The following is a 22,406-nucleotide window of genomic DNA, read 5'->3' on the forward strand; positions in this document are numbered from 1 at the left end:
CGGTCACCCGGGTTTCAGGCGCCCTCCTTCAGCACGCGCGCGATCAGGTTCCGCTGGGCCTCCGACAGGTGCGGGTCGTGGCAGGACACCGTCCGCCCGTCGACCGTGATCCGGTACGAGAACCCGTCGCGGACCCCGCCCGGGCCCGGCCGGCCCTGCGGGTCCGGCCGCAGGGCCAGCAGGGCCAGCGCCCGCCACTCGTCCTCGTCGGACCGGCCGGAGGTGTCCACCTCGGCCCGGCGTTCGATGCCCGCGAAACCGCCCGTTCTGACCACCTCGATGTGCATGGGGAGCGTCCTACCCCGCCAGCGGGACGCCTACCGCCGTCCAGGCCTTCTGCAGGGCCCGGTGCTCGGCGCCGCCGTCCCCGTACCGGGCGACGGCCGCGGCCTCCGACAGCCGGGCGAAGTCGGCGAAGTCCGCCTTCTCCGCCAGTTCGCCGCCGGTGAGGGTGTCGTACCAGATCTGTCCGGCCCGCTCCCAGGCCCGGCCGCCCAGTTCGGTCGCCGCGATGTAGAAGGCGTGGTTCGGGATGCCGGAGTTGATGTGGACGCCCCCGTTGTCGCGGGAGGTGGTCACGTAGTCGTCCATGGTCCCGGGCTGCGGGTCCTTGCCGAGCTCGTCGTCGTCGTACGCCGTCCCCGGCGCCTTCATGGAGCGCAGCGCGACGCCGGTGACGTTGGGGCCGAGGAGTCCGGCGCCGATCAGCCAGTCGGCCTCGTCGGCGTTCTGCCCGAGCGAGTACTGCTTGATCAGGGAGCCGAAGACGTCCGACATGGACTCGTTCAGCGCGCCCGACTGGCCGTGGTAGTCGAGGTTGGCCGTGTACTGGGTGACGCCGTGGGTCAGCTCGTGCCCGATGACGTCCACCGCCACCGTGAAGTCGAGGAACAGGTCGCCGTCGCCGTCGCCGAAGACCATCTGGCGGCCGTCCCAGAAGGCGTTGTTGTAGTCCTCGCCGTAGTGCACGGTCGCGTCCAGGGCCAGCCCGGAGTCGTCGATGGAGCGCCGCCCGAAGCCCTGCAGGAACAGCTCGAACGTCGCGCCGAGCCCGGCGTAGGCCCGGTTGACGGTGGCGTCCCGGCCCGGCTCGTCGCCCTCCCCGCGGACCTTCTTCCCGGGCAGCCGGGTGCGGTGCTGGGCGTCGTAGACGGTCCGCAGCGGGGTGTCGGCGGCGGGGACGGCGGCCGCGGGGGCGATGCCGCGGACGGTGCTGATCCGGCGCCGGGTGCGCAGGAAGGCGTCCTGCTCCAGCGTGCGCTGCGCGGCATCGGCCCGGCCGCTGTCGGCGGAGCGCGCGGCCTTGTCGAGCAGGTGCGGGGGCACGACGGTGCAGAAGACGGGGTGGTGGGTGTGGCCTGGGGAAAGGGAGGCGTCCATGACCGGCAATGTGGCAGTGGGTGATGACTCTGTCACTACCCGCGAGCATGATTCATTCTCTTGTCTGAAAGCCGTCATGCCGCGTTGACGGATCGACCGGACCTCGCGCCGACCTCGCGCCCGGAAAAGGGAATACCTCACAAAGGGTGTAAATCGGACCCCTGGGTCTTGCATACTGAAACAGGTCCTCGCGTTACGGCGCGGCTCGGCTAGGCTCGGCCCATCATGCGTATCGGGCTGCTTCTCCTTAGCTGCCGCGGCGAGGGTCTGTAGTCGTAGGCCGACCCCCTCCCCGCGGAGTTTGGTGTTGCGGTTTTTACGACCGCCCGTCGGCCGTCCCAGCGAACTACACGCGGACACGCGAGGAGCCCAACGCCATGAGCCAGCAGCCTTTTGTCGGTCGCCCCACGCCCATCACCAACGCGACCCACACCCAGCAGCCCTCCGGTATGCCGATCCACAAGTACGGCTTCTACGAGCAGGTCGAGATCCCGGACCGCACCTGGCCGGACGCCCGCGTCACCAAGGCTCCCCGCTGGCTCTCCACCGACCTGCGCGACGGCAACCAGTCGCTGATCGACCCGATGACCCCCGCCCGCAAGCGCGAGATGTTCGACCTGCTGGTGCGCATGGGCTACAAGGAGATCGAGGTCGGCTTCCCCTCCTCCGGCGAGACCGACTTCGCCTTCGTGCGCTCCATCATCGAAGAGGGCGCGATCCCGGACGACGTCACCATCTCCGTACTGACCCAGGCCCGCGAGGACCTGATCGAGCGGACCGTGGAGTCCCTGGTCGGCGCCAAGCGCGCCACCGTCCACCTGTACAACGCGACCGCCCCCACCTTCCGCCGCGTGGTCTTCCGCGGCTCGAAGGAGCAGATCAAGCAGATCGCCGTCGACGGCACCCGCCTGGTCATGGAGTACGCCGAGAAGCTGCTGGGCCCCGAGACGACCTTCGGCTACCAGTACAGCCCGGAGATCTTCACCGACACCGAGCTGGACTTCGCCCTGGAGGTCTGCGAGGCCGTCTGTGACGTCTGGCAGCCCGCCGAGGGCCGCGAGATCATCCTGAACCTGCCCGCCACCGTGGAGCGCTCGACGCCCTCCACCCACGCGGACCGCTTCGAGTGGATGGCCCGCAACCTGACCCGTCGCGAGCACATCTGCATCTCCGTGCACCCGCACAACGACCGAGGCACCGCCGTCGCCGCCGCCGAGCTGGCCCTGATGGCCGGCGCCGACCGTATCGAGGGCTGCCTGTTCGGGCAGGGCGAGCGCACCGGCAACGTCGACCTGATCACGCTGGGCATGAACCTGTTCTCGCAGGGCATCGACCCGCAGATCGACTTCTCGCAGATCGACGAGATCCGTCGCACGAGCGAGTACTGCAACCAGATGGAAGTGCACCCGCGCCACCCCTACGCGGGCGATCTGGTCTACACGGCCTTCTCCGGCTCCCACCAGGACGCCATCAAGAAGGGCTTCGACGCCATGGAGGCCGACGCGGCCGCCGCGGGCAAGACCGTCGACGACATCGAGTGGGCCGTTCCGTACCTGCCCATCGACCCCAAGGACGTCGGCCGTTCCTACGAGGCCGTCATCCGGGTCAACTCGCAGTCCGGCAAGGGCGGCATCGCGTACGTCCTGAAGAACGACCACAAGCTGGACCTGCCGCGCCGCATGCAGATCGAGTTCTCCCGGATCATCCAGGCCAAGACCGACGCCGAGGGCGGCGAGGTCACGCCGAAGGCCATCTGGGACGTCTTCTCGGACGAGTACCTGCCCAACCCGCAGAACCCGTGGGGACGTATCCAGCTGCGCTCCGGCTCGACGGCCACCGACAAGGACGGCACGGACACGCTGACCGTCGAGGCGGTCGTGGACGGGGTGGAGGCCGTACTGACCGGCACCGGCAACGGTCCGATCTCGGCCTTCTTCGACGCCCTGGCCGGCATCGGCATCGACGCCCGCCTGCTGGACTACACCGAGCACACCATGAGCGAGGGCGCCTCCGCCGTGGCCGCCTCGTACATCGAGTGCGCGATCGACGGCCGCGTCCTGTGGGGCATCGGCATCGACGCCAACACCACCCGCGCCTCCCTGAAGGCGGTCATCTCCGCCGTCAACCGCGCGGGCCGCTGAACCACCCGCCGGAGCCCCGTCCCCATCCCGCCCGCGCGGGGGAGGGGCGGGGCTCCGCCGCACCCCGTCCCGGCCGGGGCGGGCCGCCGGGTACGAGGGCCGCGGAGGGGGCGCAGACCGGCCAAGTACGCCCCCTCGCGCGAGGTTGTCTTGTCACACGGCTGACGCATCCTCACCGATGTGGCTAACATCACGCCAACCCGGCGATGTTGCCGGAAGGTTACGGAGGTGCGACGTGCTGCCAGTTCGGGGTGGGGACGGCCGGAAGCTGACGGCCTGGGGCATCCGCACCACCTGGAGCACCGTGGGAGACGGGGAGTTCTTCTGCCCCGGCTGCGGCGGTGACCGCAACTACCGCAGGCGCACCGGGCGCCGCCGGTTCACGGTGCTCGGCGTTCCGCTGCTGCCGCGGGGCCAGGCCGGTCCCGTCGTCGAATGCCACTCCTGCAAGGAGCGCTTCGACACCGACGTACTGGACCACCTCACCACCACCCGCTTCTCCGCCCTGCTGCGGGACGCGGTGCACACCGTGACCCTGGCGGTCCTCGCCGCGGGCGGTACGGCCTCCCGCAGCGCCCTGGAGGCCTCCGTGTCGGCCGTACGGGCCGCCGGGTTCCAGGACTGCACTGAGGAGCAGCTGGAGTCCATGGTGGAGGCGCTGGCCACGGACGAGGGCCGGCTCGGGCTGTACGACGGCCCGGAGTGCTGCGGGGCCGCCCTGTCGATAGAGCTGCACGAGGCGCTGGAGCCCCTCGCCCCGCACCTGGCCGGTCCGGGCCGCGCGTCGATCCTGCTCCAGGGCGCCCGGATCGCGCTCGCGGACGGGCCGTACATCCCCGCCGAGCGTGAGGTGCTGGCCACCGTGGGCGCGGCCCTGCGCATGGACGCGGACGAGGTGGCGCGGCTGCTGTCCGCGGTACGCGCGCCGTAGCGCCGCCCGGCCCTTCGTACACGAGGGGTGCGCGGCGCACACGGCTCCGGGCCCGGCGGGATCCCCCGCCGGGCCCGTTCGCGTGTCCGGGCGGGCACGGACGGTGGCGCGAACGTCCGAAACGGGCCCGGAGAGGGTAACGATCCGGCCTCGTGAGCGTGAACCGGCCGTCCCCGCGCCCCGTGCAAGGGGGTGGACGGCTCTCCTCCGCGCCCGGCCATCCACGCCTTGGACGGCCGGAACCGCATGTCTCGATTTGCCCGTCCTCCGGGCCCGCGGAACGCGTCCGGGCACGTCGGGGCGGGTGCGGGGTACGTCCGCTTCGCATGCGCGCAGCCGGAACGGCTCCTCTGAGGGCGCGTCGGGCATACGCCCGTACGGCGATCGGCGCCACTGGAGAAACCTATAGATCGAACGTCCTGAGGCTTCCACAGTTTGTAGAAGTCGACGATATCTGTGAGCCCTCCCACAGGCGTTCAATTCCGGTCACACGACGAGACACCGCCGGAAACACAGCGGGGCTTCGATCTACGTGTTCTCACTGACAACCCCGGCGGACCAACGGGTTAGCGACCCACTCCGGCCAGGGACAACCAGATTCCTCTCGTTCACCTACCTCTTTGAAGGGCAAGGCAGAGATGGCACGTGTCGCCGCCCGGCTTTCCGTCAAGGGAGAGCAGAGCACGCACCCGGTCGACGAGGTGCTCCCCCTCCCCAAGCTCGCGCTGTACGGCTTCCAGCACGTACTCGCCTTCTACGCCGGCGCGGTGATCGTCCCGATCATCGTCGGCAACGCGCTGAAGCTGAGCCCTGAGCAGCTGGTCTACCTGATCAACGCGGACCTGTTCACCTGCGGCATCGCCTCGATCATCCAGGCCTGGGGCATCGGCCGGGTCGGCGCGCGCCTGCCGCTGATCCAGGGCGTGACCTTCACGGCCGTCTCCCCGATGATCGCCATCGGCCTCGGCGCCGGCGGCGGCACCGCCGCCCTGCTCGTCATCTACGGCGCGGTGATCACCGCCGGCATCGCGACCTTCGCCTTCGCCTGGCTGCCCGCCAAGGCGTTCCGCACGGTCATGAGGCTGTTCCCGCCGGTCGTCACCGGCACCGTCATCACCGTGCTCGGCATCGTCCTGATCCCCGTCGGCCTCAACGACGCGGCCGGCGGCGTCGGCAGCCCCGACTTCGGCGACCCCAAGCACTTCGCCTACGCCGGCGGCACGATGCTCTTCATCCTCGTCCTGATGAAGATCGGCAAGCCCTTCCTCTCCAGCATCTCCATCCTCCTCGGCCTGGTCGGCGGCACCGCGGTCGCCTTCCTCCTCGGCGACGCCAAGTTCGGCGACGTCGGGAACTCCGGCTGGATCGGCGTCACCACCCCCTTCCACTTCGGCGCCCCGAAGTTCGAGTGGTTCCCGATCCTCCTGATGCTCATCGTCATGCTGATCACCATGGTCGAGACGACCGGCGACACCTACGCCGTCGGCGAGATCGTCGAGAAGGACATCGACAGCGAGACCGTGGCCCGCGCCCTGCGCGCCGACGGCGCCGCGACCGCCCTCGGCGGCATCCTCAACTCCTTCCCGTACGTGGCCTTCGCCGAGAACGTCGGCCTCGTGCGGATGACGAAGGTCAAGAGCCGCTTCGTGGTCGTCGCCGCCGGTGTCTTCATGATCGTCCTGGGGCTGCTGCCCAAGGCCGCTGCCGTCGTCGCCGCCGTCCCGCACGGCGTCCTCGGCGGCGCCGCGACCGTCATGTTCGGCATGGTCGCCCTGGCCGGCATCCAGACCCTCGGCAAGGTCGACCTCAAGGAGGAGAAGAACGCCCTGATCGTCGGCGTCTCCCTCGCCTTCGCCCTGCTCCCCGCGACCGTCCCGGTCTTCTTCACCAAGCACATGGACGCGGACCTGTCCTCGCTCCTCAACAGCGGCGTCACCCTCGGCGCCACGGCCGCCATCGTCCTCAACCTGATCTTCAACGGCCTGGCCAAGGACACGGCACCGGCCGCCGTCGTCCCGGTCGACCTCCCCGTCCAGGCGGCGGCCGCCCCGGCGGGCGCGGAGAAGACCCCGGCCGCGGCGGACGAGTCCCCGGCCGCGGCGGACGAGTCCCCGGCCGCGGCGGACGAGTCCCCGGCCGCGGCGGACGAGTCCCCGGCGGACGCGGACAAGACCCCGGCGGGCGCCGCGCAGGCCCCCGCCGGCGCGGAGCGGGCCGACGACGCGGGAACCCCCGCGTCCTGATCCTCCCAAGGGGTGCCGACCCCCCGCCCGGACCCCGGTCCGGGCGGGGGGTCCGCGCTGTCAGCGCAGCCGTCCCCGTACAGGTCCCCGTACGGGTTCCCGTACAGGCGACAATGGGCGCATGAGTCTGTTCCGCGACGACGGCATCGTGCTGCGCACCCAGAAGCTGGGTGAGGCGGACCGCATCATCACGCTGCTCACCCGCGGCCACGGCCGCGTCCGCGCCGTCGCCCGCGGGGTCCGCCGCACGAAGTCCAAGTTCGGCGCCGGGCTGGAACCTTTCTCCCACGCCGACGTGCAGTTCTTCGCGCGCGGCAACGAGTTGATCGGCCGCAGCCTGCCGCTCTGCACACAGACCCAGATCATCGCCCCGTACGGCAACGGCATCGTCACCGACTACGCCCGCTACACCGCCGGCACCGCGATGCTGGAGACCGCCGAGCGGTTCACCGACCACGAGGGCGAGCCCGCCGTGCAGCAGTACCTCCTGCTCGTCGGCGCCCTGCGGACCCTCTCGCGCGCCGAGCACGCGCCGAACCTCATCCTCGACGCCTTCCTCCTGCGCTCCCTCGCCGTCAACGGCTACGCGCCCAGCTTCGACGACTGCGCGAAATGCGGCATCCACGGCCCCAACCGGCACTTCTCCGTCGCCGCGGGCGGGGTGATATGCGGGGACTGCCGCGTCCCCGGCTCCGTCGTACCCTCGTCGGAGGCCATCGCTCTGCTCAGCGCCCTGCTGACGGGCGACTGGGGTCACGCGGACGCCTGCGAGGCGCGTCACGTGCGGGAGGGCAGCGGGCTGGTCTCGGCCTATTTGCACTGGCATCTGGAGCGCGGGCTACGCTCCCTGCGATACGTCGAGAAATAGGAGCTGGGCACATGGCACGACGCGGGATTCTGGGACGCTCTCGCCGCGAGTACAAGGTTCCCGAGCCGCACCCGTCCGGTGCGCGCCCCCCGAAGATCCCCGGCGAGCTGGTCCCGAACCACGTCGCCGTCGTCATGGACGGCAACGGCCGCTGGGCCAAGGAACGCGGCCTCCCGCGCACCGAGGGCCACAAGGTCGGCGAGGGCGTCGTCCTGGACGTCCTCAAGGGCTGCCTGGAGATGGGCGTCAAGAACCTCTCCCTCTACGCCTTCTCGACGGAGAACTGGAAGCGCTCGCCCGACGAGGTCCGCTTCCTGATGAACTTCAACCGGGACGTCATCCGCCGCCGCCGCGACGAGATGAACGAGCTGGGCATCCGGATCCGCTGGGTCGGCCGCATGCCGAAGATGTGGAAGTCGGTCGTCCAGGAGCTCCAGGTCGCCCAGGAGCAGACCGTCGACAACGACGCGATGACCCTCTACTTCTGCGTGAACTACGGCGGCCGCGCCGAGATCGCGGACGCCGCGCAGGCCATCGCCCGGGACGTCGCCTCGGGCCGGCTCGACCCGTCGAAGGTCAACGAGAAGACCTTCGCGAAGTACATGTACTACCCGGACATGCCGGACGTGGACCTCTTCCTGCGCCCCAGCGGCGAGCAGCGGACCTCGAACTACCTGCTGTGGCAGAGTGCGTACGCCGAGATGGTCTTCCAGGACGTGCTGTGGCCGGACTTCGACCGCCGCAACCTCTGGGCGGCGTGCCTGGAGTACGCCCAGCGCGACCGCCGCTTCGGCGGCGCGGTCCCGAACCAGTCCGAGGCCCCCCAGGCCTGACCACGCCGGTACGCTCTGCCGTCATGGACACGGCAGAGCAGGTGGAGCTGAGCTACCGCTCGGCACGCGCCGACGTACGGGAGGCGCTGCGGTGGCGCGCCCTCGCGGCCCCCGGGGGCCGTCGTGAGCTGCTGCTCTGGCTGGTGCTGGTGCCGCTCGTGGCACCCGTGATCATCGTGCTCCGGGCCGGCCGGGCCACGGACCCGGCCGGTCTGGCCGTCGCGGCCGGGGCGGGGGTCCTGTGCGGCGCCCTCGGCCTGCTGCTCGACCGGTGGCGGGCGGCGCGCCGGCTGTACGCCCGGGCCTCGGAACGCGGGTACCGGTGCGTCGTCACGGAGCTGGGAATGAGCAGCCACCGGCCCGACGGAACGGTGGTGGCCCACCGCTGGGCCCAGTACACGGGCTGGGCCGAGACCCGGAACCTGTTCGTCTTCGTCTACTGCAACGGTCACGTGGGCTGGCTCCCGAAGAGGGCCGCCGCGGCCCCCGGCGACATCGACCGGATCCGGGCGGTTCTTGACCGGAACCTGGCCAGGATCTAGGGCCGTGCCGGGCGTCGCGACCCGGTGGACCTTTCCGGTCACGGCACTAGGCGGCGTCGGCGGCGCAGTCGGCGCAGGTGCCGAAGATCTCCACCGTGTGGGCGACGTTCACGTAGCCGTGTTCGGCCGCGATGGACTCGGCCCACTTCTCCACGGCCGGGCCCTCCACCTCGACGGCCTTGCCGCACTTGCGGCAGACCAGGTGGTGGTGGTGGTCCCCGGTGGAGCAGCGCCGGTAGACGGACTCGCCGTCACTGGTGCGCAGCACGTCGACCTCGCCGGCGTCCGCGAGGGACTGGAGCGTGCGGTACACGGTGGTCAGGCCCACGGAGTCGCCGCGGTGCTTGAGCATGTCGTGCAGCTCCTGGGCGCTGCGGAACTCGTCCACCTCGTCCAGCGCCGCCGCCACGGCGGCCCGCTGCCGGGTGGACCGTCCTCGTACCGGCGCGGTGTTCGTCTCGCCAGGCGCAGTCGCCACCGGTTCCTCCTCGTTTCGGCCTCGGCCCATTGTGCCAGGCGGCCGGCCTTACTGGACCTTGACGTCGTCGCGGGTGCAGACCTCCTCGGCCGCGCGGGCCGCCTTCGCCCGCCGCCGGGCCAGCGGAGTGGACAGGGCCGTCATGACCATGAAGACGGCGATCGCGAGCAGCACGATGGTGCCGCCGGACGGGGCGTCGAGGTAGTACGTGGTGGCCGTGCCGGTCAGCGAGACCAGCACGCCGATCACCATGGCCACCGACAGCGTCGCGGTGAACCCGCGGGTGACGCGCTGGGCGGCGGCCACGGGGATCACCATCATGGCGCTGACCAGCAGCAGGCCCACGATGCGCATCGCGACGGTCACGGTCACGGCGGCGGTGACGGCGATCAGCAGGTTCAGCGCGCGCACCGGCAGGCCGGTGACCCGGGCGAACTCCTCGTCCTGGCAGACGGCGAACAGCTGGCGGCGCAGCCCGATGGTGACGACGGCGACGAACGCGGCGAGGACGACCACTGCGGTGATGTCCTCGGCGGAGACGGTGGTGATGGAGCCGAAGAGGTAGCCGGTCAGGTTCGTGGTGGAACCGCCCGGAGCCAGGTTGATGATCATGACGCCGCCGGCCAGGCCGCCGTAGAAGAGCATGGCGAGCGCGATGTCGCCGCTGGTCTTGCCGCGGGAGCGGATCAGTTCCATGCCGACCGCGCCGACGACCGCGACGAGCGTGGCCGTCCACACCGGGCTGGTGTTCAGGAGGAAGCCGAGCGCGACGCCGGTCATGGCGACGTGGCCGATGCCGTCGCCCATGACGGCCTGCCGGCGCTGGACCAGGTACGTGCCGATCGCGGGGGCCGTCAGGCCGACGAGGGTGGCCGCGAGCAGGGCACGCTGCATGAAGGCGTAGTCGAGGATTTCCATCAGCTCAGCAGTCCCGTCCGCAGGGGCTCGGCGCCCGGCGCCGCGTGGGGGTGTACGTGGTCGTGGCCCGGCAGCGCGTGCTGGCCCACGGCCTCCGGGGGCGGGCCGTCGTGGACGACGCAGCCGTCGCGCAGGACGACGGCCCGGTCGATCAGGGGCTCCAGCGGGCCCAGCTCGTGCAGGACCAGCAGGACGGTGGAACCGGCGGCGACCTGCTCGCGCAGGGCGTTCGCGAGGACCTCCTGGTTGGCGAGGTCCACGCCCGCCATGGGCTCGTCCATGATCAGCAGCTCGGGCTCGACGGCGAGGGCCCGGGCGATGAGCACGCGCTGGTGCTGGCCGCCGGAGAGGGCGTTCACCGACGCGTCGGCGTACGCCTCCATGTCGACGAGGGCCAGGGCGCGGGCCACGGCCTCCTTGTCGGCCCTGCGCAGGATCCCGAAGCGGGAGCGGGCCAGGCGGCCCGAGGAGACGACTTCGCGGACGGTGGCCGGGACGCCGCTGGCGGCGGTGGTGCGCTGCGGTACGTAGCCGATCCGCGACCACTGCCGGAAGCGCTTGAACTCGGTGCCGAAGAGGGCGAGCGCGCCGTCGGTCAGCGGGACCTGTCCGACGACGGCGCGCACGGCCGTGGATTTGCCGGATCCGTTGGCGCCGAGGAGGGCGACGACCTCGCCGCGGCGGACGGTGAGGTCGACCCCGCGCAGCACGGGGCGCGAGCCGAGCGAGGCCGTCGCTCCGCGCAGGGATATGACGGGCTGGTCGTCCTCTGCCGTGCGGGGCGTGGACTGCATGGCTCGCACCTCCGTGACTGCTGGTGTCATTACTTGGCTCCGAGTGCCTTCTGGAGGTTCTTCAGGTTGGACCGCATGACCTCGAAGTAGTCACTGCCCTGGGACTTGTCGGTGATGCCCTCGAGCGGGTCGAGGACGTCCGTGGTCAGGCCCGTGTCCTTGGCGAGGCTCTTGGCGGTCTTGTCGCTGGCCAGCGTCTCGAAGAACACCGTGGTGACGTTGTCCTTCTTCGCCACGGACTGGAGTTCCTTCATCCGGGCCGGGCTGGGCTCGGCCTCGGGGTCGACGCCGGAGATGCCCTCCTGGTCGAGGCCGTAGCGCTCGGCGAGGTAGCCGAAGGCGGAGTGGGTGGTGATGAAGGTCTTGGAGGCCTTGTTCTTCAGGCCGTCCTCGAACTCGGTGTCCAGGGCGTTCAGTTGGGCGACGAGCTCGGAGGTGTTCTTCCGGTAGTCGGCCGCGTGGCCGGGGTCGGCCTTCTCCATGGCGGCGCCGAAGCCCGTGGCGATCTCCGCGTACTTGGTCGGGTCGAGCCAGACGTGCGGGTCCTCGCCGGCCTCGCCGTGCTCGTGGCCGTCGCCCTCGGCGTGGCCGCCGGCGTGCTCGTCGCCGTCGGTGTGCTCGTGGCCCGCCTCGCCGTGGCCCGGGCCGCCGTGCGCCTCCAGCTTGGTGAGGGTGGTGGCGTCGACGACGTTCTCCAGGCCGGAGTGGGCGACGGCCTGGGCGACGGCCTTGTCCACGGCGGGCTGGAGGGTCCGGAGGTAGAGGACCACGTCGGCCTCGGCCAGCTGCCCGGTCTGCTTCGGGGTGATCTCCAGGTCGTGCGGTTCGACGCCCGGCTTGGTCAGGGTGTCGACCTTCACGTGGTCCCGGCCGATCCGCTCGGCGATGAACTGCATCGGATAGAACGACGCCACCACGTGGACCTTGCCGTCCTGGCCGGCTGCCGCGTCGGCGGCTCCGGAGCAGGCGGTCAGGGCCGTGGCCGCGAGGGCGACGGCACCGGCGAGGGCGGCCGTGGGTATGAGGCGTCGTACGTTCATGACATCCATTTTCATCAAAGATGGAAACGATTGTCAAAAACCCAGGTCGGAGGGCTGGGCGGTATGCGTAGAAGGGGATCCCGATTTGAATACGGGGGTGCGGGCGCCGGTAACCTGAAGCCTTCGCCGTTCGTCCTCGTAATGAAGAGAGCACCGTGGCCGCCGACAAGATCGAAACCATCGTCAGCCTGAGCAAGCGCCGTGGCTTCGTTTTCCCGTGCAGTGAGATCTACGGCGGCTCCAGGGCTGCCTGGGACTACGGCCCGCTCGGTGTCGAGCTCAAGGAGAACATCAAGCGTCAGTGGTGGAAGGCCATGGTCACCGGGCGTGAGGACATCGTCGGTATCGACTCCTCCGTCATCCTGGCCCCCGAGGTCTGGGTGGCCTCCGGCCACGTCGCGACCTTCTCGGACCCGCTGACCGAGTGCACCGCCTGTCACAAGCGTCACCGCGCGGACCACCTGGAAGAGGCGTACGAGGCCAAGCACGGCCGTGTGCCCGCCAATGGTCTTGCCGACATCAACTGCCCCCACTGCGGTGTGAAGGGCCAGTTCACCGAGCCCAAGCAGTTCTCCGGCATGCTGGAGACCCACCTCGGCCCGACCCAGGACACCGGTTCCAAGGCGTTCCTGCGGCCCGAGACCGCCCAGGGCATCTTCACCAACTTCGCCCAGGTGCAGACCACTTCGCGCAAGAAGCCTCCCTTCGGCATCGCGCAGATGGGCAAGTCCTTCCGCAACGAGATCACGCCGGGCAACTTCATCTTCCGCACCCGCGAGTTCGAGCAGATGGAGATGGAGTTCTTCGTCAAGCCGGGCGAGGACGAGCAGTGGCAGGAGTACTGGATGGCCGAGCGGTGGAACTGGTACCGCGACCTCGGCATCCGCGAGGAGAACATCCGCTGGTACGAGCACCCGAAGGAGAAGCTGTCCCACTACTCGAAGCGCACCGCCGACATCGAGTACCGCTTCAACTTCGGCGGCAACGAGTTCTCCGAGCTCGAGGGCGTGGCCAACCGCACCGACTTCGACCTCAAGGCCCACTCCGCCGCCTCCGGCCAGGACCTCTCCTACTTCGACCAGGAGGCCGGTGAGCGCTACACCCCGTACGTCATCGAGCCCGCGGCCGGCGTGAACCGCGCCATGCTCGCCTTCATGCTCGACGCGTTCAACGAGGACGAGGCCCCGAACGCCAAGGGCGTCATGGAGAAGCGCACCGTGATGCGCTTCGACCCGCGCCTGGCTCCGATCAAGGTCGCCGTCCTGCCGCTGTCCCGCAACGCGCAGCTCTCGCCGAAGGCCAAGGGCCTCGCCGCCGACCTGCGCAAGAACTGGAACATCGAGTTCGACGACGCGGGCGCCATCGGCCGCCGCTACCGCCGCCAGGACGAGATCGGTACGCCGTTCTGCATCACCGTCGACTTCGACACCCTGGACGACAACGCGGTGACCGTGCGCGAGCGCGACACCATGAAGCAGGAGCGCGTCTCCCTGGACCAGATCCAGAGCTACCTCGGCAGCCGTCTGCTCGGCTGCTGACCCCGCTCCGGGTCCTGCCCGGAACGGCTTGAAACGACCGGTGGCCCGGTGCGCGATCCGCGCACCGGGCCACCGTCGTGTACCGCCCCTACGCGGCGTTCGCCGCGTCCTTCTCCTCGGCGGCCGCCGCCTCGGCCGCACGCCGCTCGCCCTCGGCCTGGGAGCGCTTGCCGTACCAGGCCGTCCAGAAGCCGAGGCCGGCCAGTACCCCGTAGACCATGACGGGGCTGACGGTCACCATGGTCTTGGTGTCCACGAGGTACGCCAGGACGACGCGGATCAGCGACTCGACGACGTAGGCCACGCCCCAGACCAGGGTCATGCGGCGCATGGTGGTCCGGAAGCCCTCGTACTCCCACAGGCCGTTCCACCAGGCGGTGCTCTCGGGCGTGCCGTCGGTGGCGAACTTCCGGCCGAAGTAGAACATCAGCGGGCGCGAGGCGGCCAGGGTCGCCAGGCAGAGCAGCCCGAACAGCCCCGTCACGGCCGAGTCCTTGATCAGCAGGGTCCGGGCCGAGTGGCCGCCGACGAGGGAGGTCACCGCGGTGATGACGATGAACACCAGGGTGACCACGGCGAATTCGTCGAGCTTGCGACGCCAGGCGATGTGGATCGCGCTGTCGAGCACGGGCCACGCGCTGCTGAGCAGCAGGGCCGAGAACTGGCTCCAGCCCCGGTCCCCGGTCAGGATGTTGTACGTGAGGATCGGCGCGACCACGTTGAGCAGGATGGTCAGGATCCAGCCGAGGGCGGTGGCGGCACCGGACCGGGCGGGCGCTGCGGGTCGTGCTACTTGGGCGGGCATGGTTCCCCTCGTTGTGCCGTGACGTGCGGTACAGGGGACCGTAGGCAGGGGTCATGGCATGGACAAGGCAAGCGTGCCCAAAATGATCGTCAAGCTGTCCGGACCATCGAATTCCGGACAACTTGCCCGGAGGGCGGCCCTCAGGCGCGCAGGCCCCGGATGACGAGCGCGGTGACCGCCTCGAATTCCGTGAGGATCGTCGGGGAGAGCCAGTCCGCTGCGTACTGCGGGTCGTGGAAACGGCCGGTGGCGTGGAAGACCGCGCGGGCGGCGGCCGGTACGTCCGGCGCGGCCAGGGTGCCGGCCTCGACGCCCTCGGCGATGATCCCGGCCAGCTGGTCGATCAGCTCGGTGAGGTGGGCGTCGACCGTGCCGCTGTTCTCGGCGAGCAGCACCGTGTAGGTCGCGAACAGTTCGGGGTCGTCACCGGCCTTGTGCCGCTTGGCCTCGAAGAGCGCCTCCAGCCACGCCTCCAGCTTCGAGGGGGCGGGCTCGGCAGGAGCCGAGGCGATCTTCTCCAGCATCACGACGCTCTTGGACAGCCACCGGTCCGTCACCGCCTCGCGCAGCGCCGCCTTCGAGGGGAAGTGCCGGTACACGCTGCCGTGGCTGACTCCCAGGGCGCGGGCCACGTCGACCACGGTCGCCTTGGTGGGGCCGAAGCGGCGCAGCACCTCCTCGGTGGTTTCGAGGATGCGCTCGGGGGTCAGGGGCTCGGCGGCAGCGGGGGGCATGGGTACGACCGTACAGCCGCTTCAGTGCTCGCTGTCGAGGTGGGCCATCTGCGCCGCCGGGTACCGCTCGCCGGCCGCGGCCCCCGCGGGTACCGCCTCTTCGATGGCCGCGAGGTCGGCCCCGCTCAGCTCCACCCGCATGGCACCCAGTGCCTCGTCCAGCCGGTCCCGGCGGCGGGCGCCGATCAGCGGCACGATGTCCTCGCCGCGCGAGAGCACCCAGGCGATCGCGATCTGGGCGACGCTCACGCCCTTCTCCTCGGCGACCTTGCGCAGGGCCTCGACCAGGTCGAGGTTGCGGTCCAGGTTGTCGCCCTGGAAGCGGGGGCTCATGCCCCGGAAGTCGCCCGGGGCCAGTTCCCGCTCACGGGTGAAGTGGCCGCTGATCAGCCCCCGGGACAGCACCCCGTACGCCGTGACGCCGATGCCGAGCTCGCGGGCGGCCGGCAGGATCTCCGCCTCGATGCCCCGGGAGATCAGCGAGTACTCGATCTGGAGGTCGGAGATCGGGGCCACCGCGGCGGCCCGGCGCAGGGTGTCCGCGCCGACCTCGGACAGGCCGATGTGCCGGACGTGACCGGCCTGGACGGCCTCGGAGATCGCCCCGACCGTCTCCTCGATCGGCACGTCCGGGTCCACGCGGGCGATCCGGTAGACGTCGACGTGGTCCCGGCCGAGCCGCTGGAGGGAGTAGGCGAGGAAGTTCCGGACGGCCTCCGGCCGGCCGTCGTACCCGGAGAAGCCGCCCTCGACCGTCCGCAGGGCGCCGAACTTGACGCTGGTCAGGGCCCGGTCCCGGGCCGCGGCGGGAGCCGTGCGCAGGGCTTCGTTGATGAGGAGCTCGTTGTGGCCCATCCCGTAGAAGTCGCCGGTGTCGAGCAGGGCGTCCGTGCCCTCGGGGACGGCTTCGAGGTAGGCGTGGAGCGTGGCGATCGACTCGGCGCGGTCGGCCTCGCCGTAGAGGGCGGACATGCCCATGCAGCCCAGTCCCAGCGGGAAGACGGCGGGGCCGGTCGTGCCGAGCGTGCGACGGCGGTTCGGGGTGCTCTGGTTCGTGGTCATGGAACGAGAATGGCATGACGGGTGACAGATTTCAATATCTGTCACCCGTCAGTGTGGCCGAGCGCCCGCCGGCACGGACGGGAAAAGGGGCAGGGGGCGGGGCCAGGCGGTTACGGGCGCGGGGCGCCGACGGGGGTGCCGTGTCCGGGCGGGCCGGGCTCCAGGGCCTCGGCGGTGCGCAGGGCGGTCTCGCGGGCCCAGCGGCCGTTGGTGGCGGCGCCGACGACCAGGACGAGCAGCCCGCAGACCGTGATGATCCACCAGGCGGGCCGGGCCGCCGCCGTGAACTCCCCGCCACCGGCCGTCCCGGCGGCCAGCACGGCGCCGATCACCGCGACCCCGAGCGTCCCGCCGGTCTGCCGGCTGGTCGCGGCCACCGCGGCGGCCACCCCCGCCTGGGAGCGCGGCATGCCGGACACGGCCGTATTGGTGATCGGGGCGTTGACCATGCCGAAGCCCAGGCCGAAGAGCATGAACCCGGCGAACATCAGGGGCGTGGAGGTCTCCGCCGAGAAGGCCGCGAACAGCAGCCCGCTCGCCCCCATCGCGCCCCCCGCGATCAGCAGCGGGAGCCGCGGCCCCCGGCTGCCGGTCAGCCGCCCCGACAGCGGCGCGAACAGGAGGGTCAGCCCGGCCATCGGCACCATGTACAGCCCGGCGTGCAGGGCGCTGAGCCCCCGTACGTCCTGGAGGTACAGGGTGTTCAGGAACAGGAACCCGGACAGCGCGGCGAAGGCGCTGACGGCGCACACGGTCGCCCCGCTGAAGGGGGCACTGCGGAAGAACCGCAGGTCGATCAGGGGCTCCTCGCGCCGGGGCTCGTACAGCAGCAGCCCCACCAGCGAGGCGACGGCCACCACGGCGCAGCCCAGGATCAGGGGGGAGCGCAGGCCGGCGGCCGGAGCCTCGATGATCCCGTACGTCACCGAGCCCAGCAGGCCCATGATCAGCAGCTGCCCCACCGGGTCCGGCCGGCGCGCGTGCGCGGCCCGGGAGTCGGGGACGTGCCGCAGGGTCAGCCAGAGGGCCACGAGGCCGATCGGCAGGTTCACCCAGAAGATGGACCGCCAGCCCACCGAGTCCACCAGCACGCCGCCGATCACGGGGCCCGCCGCCATGGAGAGGCCGGCGACCGCACCCCAGATGCCGATGGCCCGGGCCCGCTCGGCCGGATCGGTGAAGGTGTTGGTGATGATCGAGATGGCGACGGGGTTGAGCATCGCGGCGCCGACGGCCTGGACCATCCGGAAGGTGATGAGCCAGCCGAGGCCGGGGGCGAGCGAACACAGCAGGGAGCCCAGGGTGAACAGGATCAGACCGGCGACGAACACCTTGCGGCGCCCGATCCGGTCGGCGGTGGAGCCGGCGAGCATCAGCAGCGAGGCCATCACGAGGGTGTAGGCGTCGATGGTCCACTGCATGCCGGCGACGGAGGCGCCCAGGTCCTGGCGCATCGAGGGGAGCGCCACGTTCAGGACGGTGTTGTCGAGGCTGACGATGAGCAGGCTGATGCAGCAGACCGCCAGGACGAGCGTGCGTTGCCGGTGACTCGGCTCGATCATGGGGCCGATCGTACGTCCGCACCCGCGACCCGGCATGCGGGACAATGGGCGGATGACCACGCTTCCCCCGCCCCTCGCGATCGGCCCGCACACCGTGCAGCCCCCGGTGGTGCTCGCGCCGATGGCAGGCATCACCAACGCCCCCTTCCGTACGCTCTGCCGCGAGTTCTCCGGTGGCAAGGGGCTGTTCGTGAGCGAGATGATCACGACGCGCGCCCTGGTCGAGCGCAACGACAAGACCATGCAGCTGATCCACTTCGACGAGACGGAGAAGCCCCGCTCGATCCAGCTGTACGGGGTGGATCCCGCGACGGTCGGCAAGGCCGTCCGGATGATCGTCGAGGAGGACCGCGCCGATCACATCGACCTGAACTTCGGCTGCCCGGTCCCCAAGGTGACGCGCAAGGGCGGCGGCTCGGCCCTCCCGTACAAGCGGAACCTGCTGCGCGCCATCCTGCGCGAGGCCGTCGCGGGCGCCGGCGGCCTGCCGGTGACCATGAAGATGCGCAAGGGCATCAACGACGAGCACCTCACGTACCTCGACGCGGGCCGGATCGCCGTGGAGGAGGGCGTCACCGCCATAGCCCTGCACGGCCGCACCACCGCCCAGCACTACGGCGGCACCGCCGACTGGGACGCGATCGCGCGGCTCAAGGAGCACGTGCCGGAGATCCCGGTCCTCGGCAACGGCGACATCTGGTGCGCCGAGGACGCGCTGCGCATGGTCCGCGAGACCGGCTGCGACGGCGTCGTGGTCGGGCGCGGCTGTCTGGGGCGGCCGTGGCTGTTCAACGACCTGGTCGCGGCCTTCGAGGGCCGCCCCGAGGACTTCCACAAGCCGGCCCTGCGCGAGGTCGCGGCCACCATGCACCGCCACGCGCAACTGCTGGGGGAGTGGATCGGTGACGAGGCGCGCGGGGTGATCGACTTCCGTAAGCACGTGGCCTGGTACCTCAAGGGCTTCGCGGTCGGCTCCGAGATGCGCCAGAAGCTGGCGGTCACCTCCTCCCTGGACGAACTGGACGCTCATCTGAGCGAGCTCGATCTGGATCAGTCGTGGCCCGAGAGCGCGGACGGTCCCCGGGGCCGGACGTCCGGAAACAACCGAGTTGTCCTGCCTGAGGGCTGGCTGAAGGATCCGTACGACTGCGCGGGTGTGAGCGAGGACGCGGAGCTGGACACTTCCGGAGGCTGACAAATCGCCCTCCGTGTCGCGTGATATACGCCACGCATGGGAGAGGTTTCGCTCAGATGAGCAGAAAGGTCACGGGTAAGACTTCCAAAGGGTGGCACTGGGTGCCACCCTTTGTGCGTTCAAGACTTGAACGCAAATGTATCGATGATCGCTCATCCGAGCGTGATCTAGCCCCTGTAGGGCCCTCTGCCTTCGGGAGGTGAACGATCTAGGCGCCCTCTGACTACCGATGAGTTACTTTCGATCTGCTGGCGCACGGGTGGTTACAGCCGCATGACGACCAAGTGGACGTACCCATAAGCCTTCGATCTGGGTATGTTCCTGGCCGTCAGGGCAGCCACCCGAGTCCTCGAGGAGTCGAGACCCGTGTCGGAAAACAAAGATCAGAAGTTCGTCTACGACTTCACCGAGGGAAACCGGGACCTCAAGGACCTTCTCGGCGGCAAGGGGGCCAACCTCGCCGAGATGACCAACCTGGGTCTCCCCGTCCCTCCCGGCTTCACCATCACCACCGAGGCCTGCAAGGTCTACCTCGAAAGCGGCGAGGCTCCGGCCGAGCTGCGCGACGAGGTCAGCGCACACCTTGCCGCCCTCGAGGCGCAGATGGGCAAGAAGCTCGGCCAGTCGGACGACCCGCTGCTGGTCTCCGTGCGTTCCGGCGCCAAGTTCTCGATGCCCGGCATGATGGACACCGTCCTCAACATCGGCCTGTCGGACGAGTCGGTCGCCGGTCTCGCCGCGCAGTCCGGTGACGAGCGCTTCGCGTGGGACTCCTACCGCCGCCTCATCCAGATGTTCGGCAAGACCGTCCTCGGGGTCGAGGGCGAGCTCTTCGAGGACGCCCTCGACGACGCCAAGGCCGCCAAGAAGGTCACCGTCGACACCGACCTCGACGCCGCCGACCTCAAGAAGCTGGTCAAGGGCTTCAAGAAGATCGTCGCGAAGGAGGCCGGCCGCGAGTTCCCGCAGGACGCCCGCGAGCAGATGGACCTCGCCGTCGAGGCCGTCTTCAACTCCTGGAACACCGACCGCGCCAAGCTCTACCGCCGCCAGGAGCGCATCCCCGGCGACCTGGGCACCGCCGTCAACATCTGTTCCATGGTCTTCGGCAACCTCGGCCCCGACTCCGGCACCGGCGTCGCCTTCACCCGCGACCCCGCCAGCGGCCACCAGGGCGTCTACGGCGACTACCTGCAGAACGCCCAGGGCGAGGACGTCGTCGCGGGCATCCGCAACACCGTGCCGCTCGCGGACCTGGAGGCCATCGACAAGGCCTCGTACGACCAGCTCATGACGATCATGGAGACGCTGGAGACCCACTACAAGGATCTCTGCGACATCGAGTTCACCATCGAGCGCGGCCAGCTGTGGATGCTCCAGACCCGCGTCGGCAAGCGCACCGCCGGCGCCGCGTTCCGCATCGCCACCCAGCTCGTCGACCAGGGCCTCATCGACGAGGCGGAGGCCCTCCAGCGCGTCACCGGGCACCAGCTGGCGCAGCTGATGTTCCCGCGGTTCGACGAGGACGCCAAGACGACCCTGCTGGGCCGCGGCATCGCCGCCTCCCCGGGCGCGGCCGTCGGCAAGGCCGTCTTCGACTCCTACACGGCCGTCAAGTGGTCCCGCTCCGGCGAGAAGGTCATCCTGATCCGCCGCGAGACCAACCCCGACGACCTCGACGGCATGATCGCCTCCGAGGGCATCCTGACCTCGCGCGGCGGCAAGACCTCGCACGCCGCCGTCGTCGCCCGCGGCATGGGCAAGACCTGCGTCTGCGGCGCCGAGGAACTCGACGTCGACACCAAGCGCCGCCGCATGACGGTCGGCGAGACGGTCATCGAAGAGGGCGACGTCGTCTCCATCGACGGCTCCACCGGCAAGGTCTACCTCGGTGAGGTACCCGTCGTACCGTCCCCGGTCGTCGAGTACTTCGAGGGCCGCATGCACGCCGGCGCCGACGACGCCGACGAGCTCGTCGCCGCCGTGCACCGGATCATGGCGTACGCGGACCGCGTCCGCCGCCTGCGGGTGCGCGCCAACGCCGACAACGCCGAGGACGCGCTGCGCGCCCGCCGCTTCGGCGCCCAGGGCATCGGCCTGTGCCGCACCGAGCACATGTTCCTCGGCGAGCGCCGCGAACTGGTGGAGCGGCTGATCCTCGCGGACACCGACGAAGAGCGCGAGGCGGCACTCAGTGCCCTCCTGCCGCTGCAGAAGAAGGACTTCGTCGAGCTGTTCGAGGCGATGGACGGCCTGCCCGTCACGGTCCGCCTGCTCGACCCGCCGCTGCACGAGTTCCTGCCCGACATCACCGAGCTGTCGGTGCGCGTCGCCCTCGCCGAGTCCCGCAAGGACGCCAACGAGAACGACCTGCGCCTGCTCCAGGCCGTGCACAAGCTGCACGAGCAGAACCCGATGCTGGGTCTGCGCGGCGTCCGCCTCGGCCTGGTCATCCCCGGGCTGTTCAAGATGCAGGTCCGGGCGATCGCCGAGGCCGCGGCCGAGCGCAAGAACGCCAAGGGCGACCCGCGCGCCGAGATCATGGTCCCGCTCGTCGGTACCGTGCAGGAGCTGGAGATCGTCCGCGACGAGGCCGACCAGGTCATCGCCGAGGTCGAGGCCGCCACCGGCACGAACCTCAAGCTGACGATCGGCACGATGATCGAGCTGCCGCGCGCCGCGCTGACCGCCGGCCAGATCGCCGAGGCCGCGCAGTTCTTCTCCTTCGGCACGAACGACCTGACCCAGACGGTGTGGGGCTTCTCCCGCGACGACGTCGAGGCCAGCTTCTTCACCGCGTACCTGGAGAAGGGCATCTTCGGGGTCTCGCCGTTCGAGACCATCGACAAGGACGGCGTCGGCGCCCTCGTCCGCAGCGCCGTCCAGGCCGGCCGGGCCACCCGCCCGGACCTCAAGCTCGGCATCTGCGGCGAGCACGGCGGCGACCCGGAGTCGGTGCACTTCTTCCACGAGGTCGGCCTCGACTACGTCTCCTGCTCGCCCTTCCGGATCCCGGTGGCGCGCCTGGAGGCGGGCCGCGCGGCCGCCGAGTCGAAGGGCTCCGACAGCCGCTGATCCCGGGCCGTCACCGGCCCCCGAGACCGCGCCCTCCCCGGGTTCCCTGACTGCCCGGGGCGGGCGCGTCCTTCTATTCGAAGGTCCCGTTCCGCAAAGTATTCAACAAAGTTTTACGGCGCCAGGCGGCGGACGGATCCCCACCCGTCCGCCGCCTGGCGCCTATCTGCCAGGCACGTCGGCGCTTCCCTGTGCGACCGACCGCCAGGCCCCGCAAAGCCCCCCACGGCCTTCACGGAGCGTTTCGGTCGCACCGGAGTGTGCCTG

General features: G+C 70.4%; 19 protein-coding genes. 9 read left to right on the plus strand and 10 right to left on the minus strand.

The window, feature by feature from the left end; translation table 11 throughout:
• Positions 1-14: 14 nt before the first annotated feature.
• Together ABZZ17_RS10185 and ABZZ17_RS10190 are read right to left on the minus strand one after the other, a co-directional pair.
• Positions 15-287, minus strand: coding sequence for a protealysin inhibitor emfourin (locus tag ABZZ17_RS10185; protein ID WP_356874051.1), 273 nt, complete (start codon positions 285-287; stop codon positions 15-17).
• A gap of 10 nt (positions 288-297) precedes the next feature.
• Positions 298-1,380 carry a M4 family metallopeptidase gene (locus ABZZ17_RS10190; protein ID WP_356874053.1) on the minus strand — a complete coding sequence of 361 codons (1,083 nt, stop codon included), beginning with the start codon at positions 1,378-1,380 and terminating at the stop codon, positions 298-300.
• 377 nt (positions 1,381-1,757) lie between these two features.
• Here ABZZ17_RS10190 and leuA point away from each other — a divergent pair, with 377 nt between their 5' ends.
• The 6 genes from leuA (at position 1,758) to ABZZ17_RS10220 (ending at position 8,938) form a co-directional block, all read left to right on the plus strand.
• Positions 1,758-3,521: a 2-isopropylmalate synthase gene (gene leuA, locus ABZZ17_RS10195; RefSeq protein ID WP_356874055.1), complete on the plus strand. Its 1,764-nt coding sequence runs from the start codon at positions 1,758-1,760 to the stop codon at positions 3,519-3,521.
• 235 nt (positions 3,522-3,756) lie between these two features.
• Positions 3,757-4,452 (plus strand): TerB family tellurite resistance protein, encoded by a 696-nt coding sequence (locus ABZZ17_RS10200; RefSeq protein ID WP_356874057.1) that lies wholly within the window; start codon positions 3,757-3,759, stop codon positions 4,450-4,452.
• A 638-nt stretch (positions 4,453-5,090) separates the two neighbouring features.
• Positions 5,091-6,695, plus strand: coding sequence for a nucleobase:cation symporter-2 family protein (locus ABZZ17_RS10205; protein WP_356874059.1), 1,605 nt, complete (start codon positions 5,091-5,093; stop codon positions 6,693-6,695).
• 121 nt (positions 6,696-6,816) lie between these two features.
• Positions 6,817-7,563, plus strand: coding sequence for a DNA repair protein RecO (recO, locus tag ABZZ17_RS10210; RefSeq protein ID WP_356874061.1), 747 nt, complete (start codon positions 6,817-6,819; stop codon positions 7,561-7,563).
• An 11-nt stretch (positions 7,564-7,574) separates the two neighbouring features.
• Positions 7,575-8,396 (plus strand): isoprenyl transferase, encoded by an 822-nt coding sequence (locus tag ABZZ17_RS10215; protein WP_356874063.1) that lies wholly within the window; start codon positions 7,575-7,577, stop codon positions 8,394-8,396.
• Between the two features lie 23 nt (positions 8,397-8,419).
• Positions 8,420-8,938 (plus strand): YcxB family protein, encoded by a 519-nt coding sequence (locus ABZZ17_RS10220; protein WP_356874065.1) that lies wholly within the window; start codon positions 8,420-8,422, stop codon positions 8,936-8,938.
• A gap of 46 nt (positions 8,939-8,984) precedes the next feature.
• Here ABZZ17_RS10220 and ABZZ17_RS10225 read toward each other — a convergent pair whose 3' ends face one another.
• From ABZZ17_RS10225 to ABZZ17_RS10240, 4 genes are read right to left on the minus strand one after another with little or no spacing between them, the layout of a single operon-like run.
• Positions 8,985-9,416, minus strand: coding sequence for a transcriptional repressor (locus ABZZ17_RS10225; RefSeq protein ID WP_356874067.1), 432 nt, complete (start codon positions 9,414-9,416; stop codon positions 8,985-8,987).
• Positions 9,417-9,464: 48 nt separating this feature from the next.
• Positions 9,465-10,334, minus strand: a complete 870-nt coding sequence (locus ABZZ17_RS10230; RefSeq protein ID WP_356874069.1) for a metal ABC transporter permease — start codon at positions 10,332-10,334, stop codon at positions 9,465-9,467.
• On the minus strand, positions 10,334-11,128 hold the full coding sequence (locus ABZZ17_RS10235; RefSeq protein ID WP_356874071.1) for a metal ABC transporter ATP-binding protein: 795 nt from the start codon (positions 11,126-11,128) through the stop codon (positions 10,334-10,336). Before ABZZ17_RS10235 ends, ABZZ17_RS10230 begins: the two co-directional genes overlap by 1 nt.
• A gap of 29 nt (positions 11,129-11,157) precedes the next feature.
• The gene (locus ABZZ17_RS10240; protein ID WP_356874073.1) at positions 11,158-12,168 is read right to left on the minus strand and encodes a metal ABC transporter substrate-binding protein; all 1,011 of its coding nucleotides are present in this window, start codon (positions 12,166-12,168) and stop codon (positions 11,158-11,160) included.
• 155 nt (positions 12,169-12,323) lie between these two features.
• On the opposite strand from ABZZ17_RS10240, the gene ABZZ17_RS10245 reads away from it, so the two are divergent.
• A complete protein-coding gene (locus ABZZ17_RS10245; RefSeq protein WP_356874076.1) occupies positions 12,324-13,706 on the plus strand; it encodes a glycine--tRNA ligase in 1,383 nt (460 codons plus the stop codon).
• Between the two features lie 88 nt (positions 13,707-13,794).
• On the opposite strand, the gene ABZZ17_RS10250 is transcribed toward ABZZ17_RS10245, so the two are convergent.
• The 4 genes from ABZZ17_RS10250 to ABZZ17_RS10265 all read right to left on the minus strand — a co-directional run bounded on the left by ABZZ17_RS10250 (position 13,795) and on the right by ABZZ17_RS10265 (position 17,869).
• Positions 13,795-14,511 (minus strand): VC0807 family protein, encoded by a 717-nt coding sequence (locus ABZZ17_RS10250; RefSeq protein ID WP_356874078.1) that lies wholly within the window; start codon positions 14,509-14,511, stop codon positions 13,795-13,797.
• A gap of 140 nt (positions 14,512-14,651) precedes the next feature.
• Complete coding sequence (locus ABZZ17_RS10255) at positions 14,652-15,245, minus strand: TetR family transcriptional regulator (RefSeq protein ID WP_356874080.1); 594 nt, start codon at positions 15,243-15,245, stop codon at positions 14,652-14,654.
• 21 nt (positions 15,246-15,266) lie between these two features.
• Entirely contained in the window at positions 15,267-16,307 is a 1,041-nt protein-coding gene (locus ABZZ17_RS10260) for an aldo/keto reductase (protein WP_356874082.1), read from the minus strand.
• 110 nt (positions 16,308-16,417) lie between these two features.
• The gene (locus tag ABZZ17_RS10265; protein ID WP_356874084.1) at positions 16,418-17,869 is read right to left on the minus strand and encodes an MFS transporter; all 1,452 of its coding nucleotides are present in this window, start codon (positions 17,867-17,869) and stop codon (positions 16,418-16,420) included.
• Between the two features lie 34 nt (positions 17,870-17,903).
• Between ABZZ17_RS10265 and dusB the strand changes: the two genes are divergently transcribed.
• Positions 17,904-19,064: a tRNA dihydrouridine synthase DusB gene (dusB, locus tag ABZZ17_RS10270; RefSeq protein ID WP_356874086.1), complete on the plus strand. Its 1,161-nt coding sequence runs from the start codon at positions 17,904-17,906 to the stop codon at positions 19,062-19,064.
• A gap of 366 nt (positions 19,065-19,430) precedes the next feature.
• Entirely contained in the window at positions 19,431-22,139 is a 2,709-nt protein-coding gene (ppdK, locus tag ABZZ17_RS10275; protein WP_356874088.1) for a pyruvate, phosphate dikinase, read from the plus strand.
• Positions 22,140-22,406 lie beyond the last annotated feature (267 nt).

Origin of the sequence: Streptomyces sp. NPDC006512, assembly GCF_040611935.1 — a bacterium.
Lineage (GTDB): Bacteria > Actinomycetota > Actinomycetes > Streptomycetales > Streptomycetaceae > Streptomyces.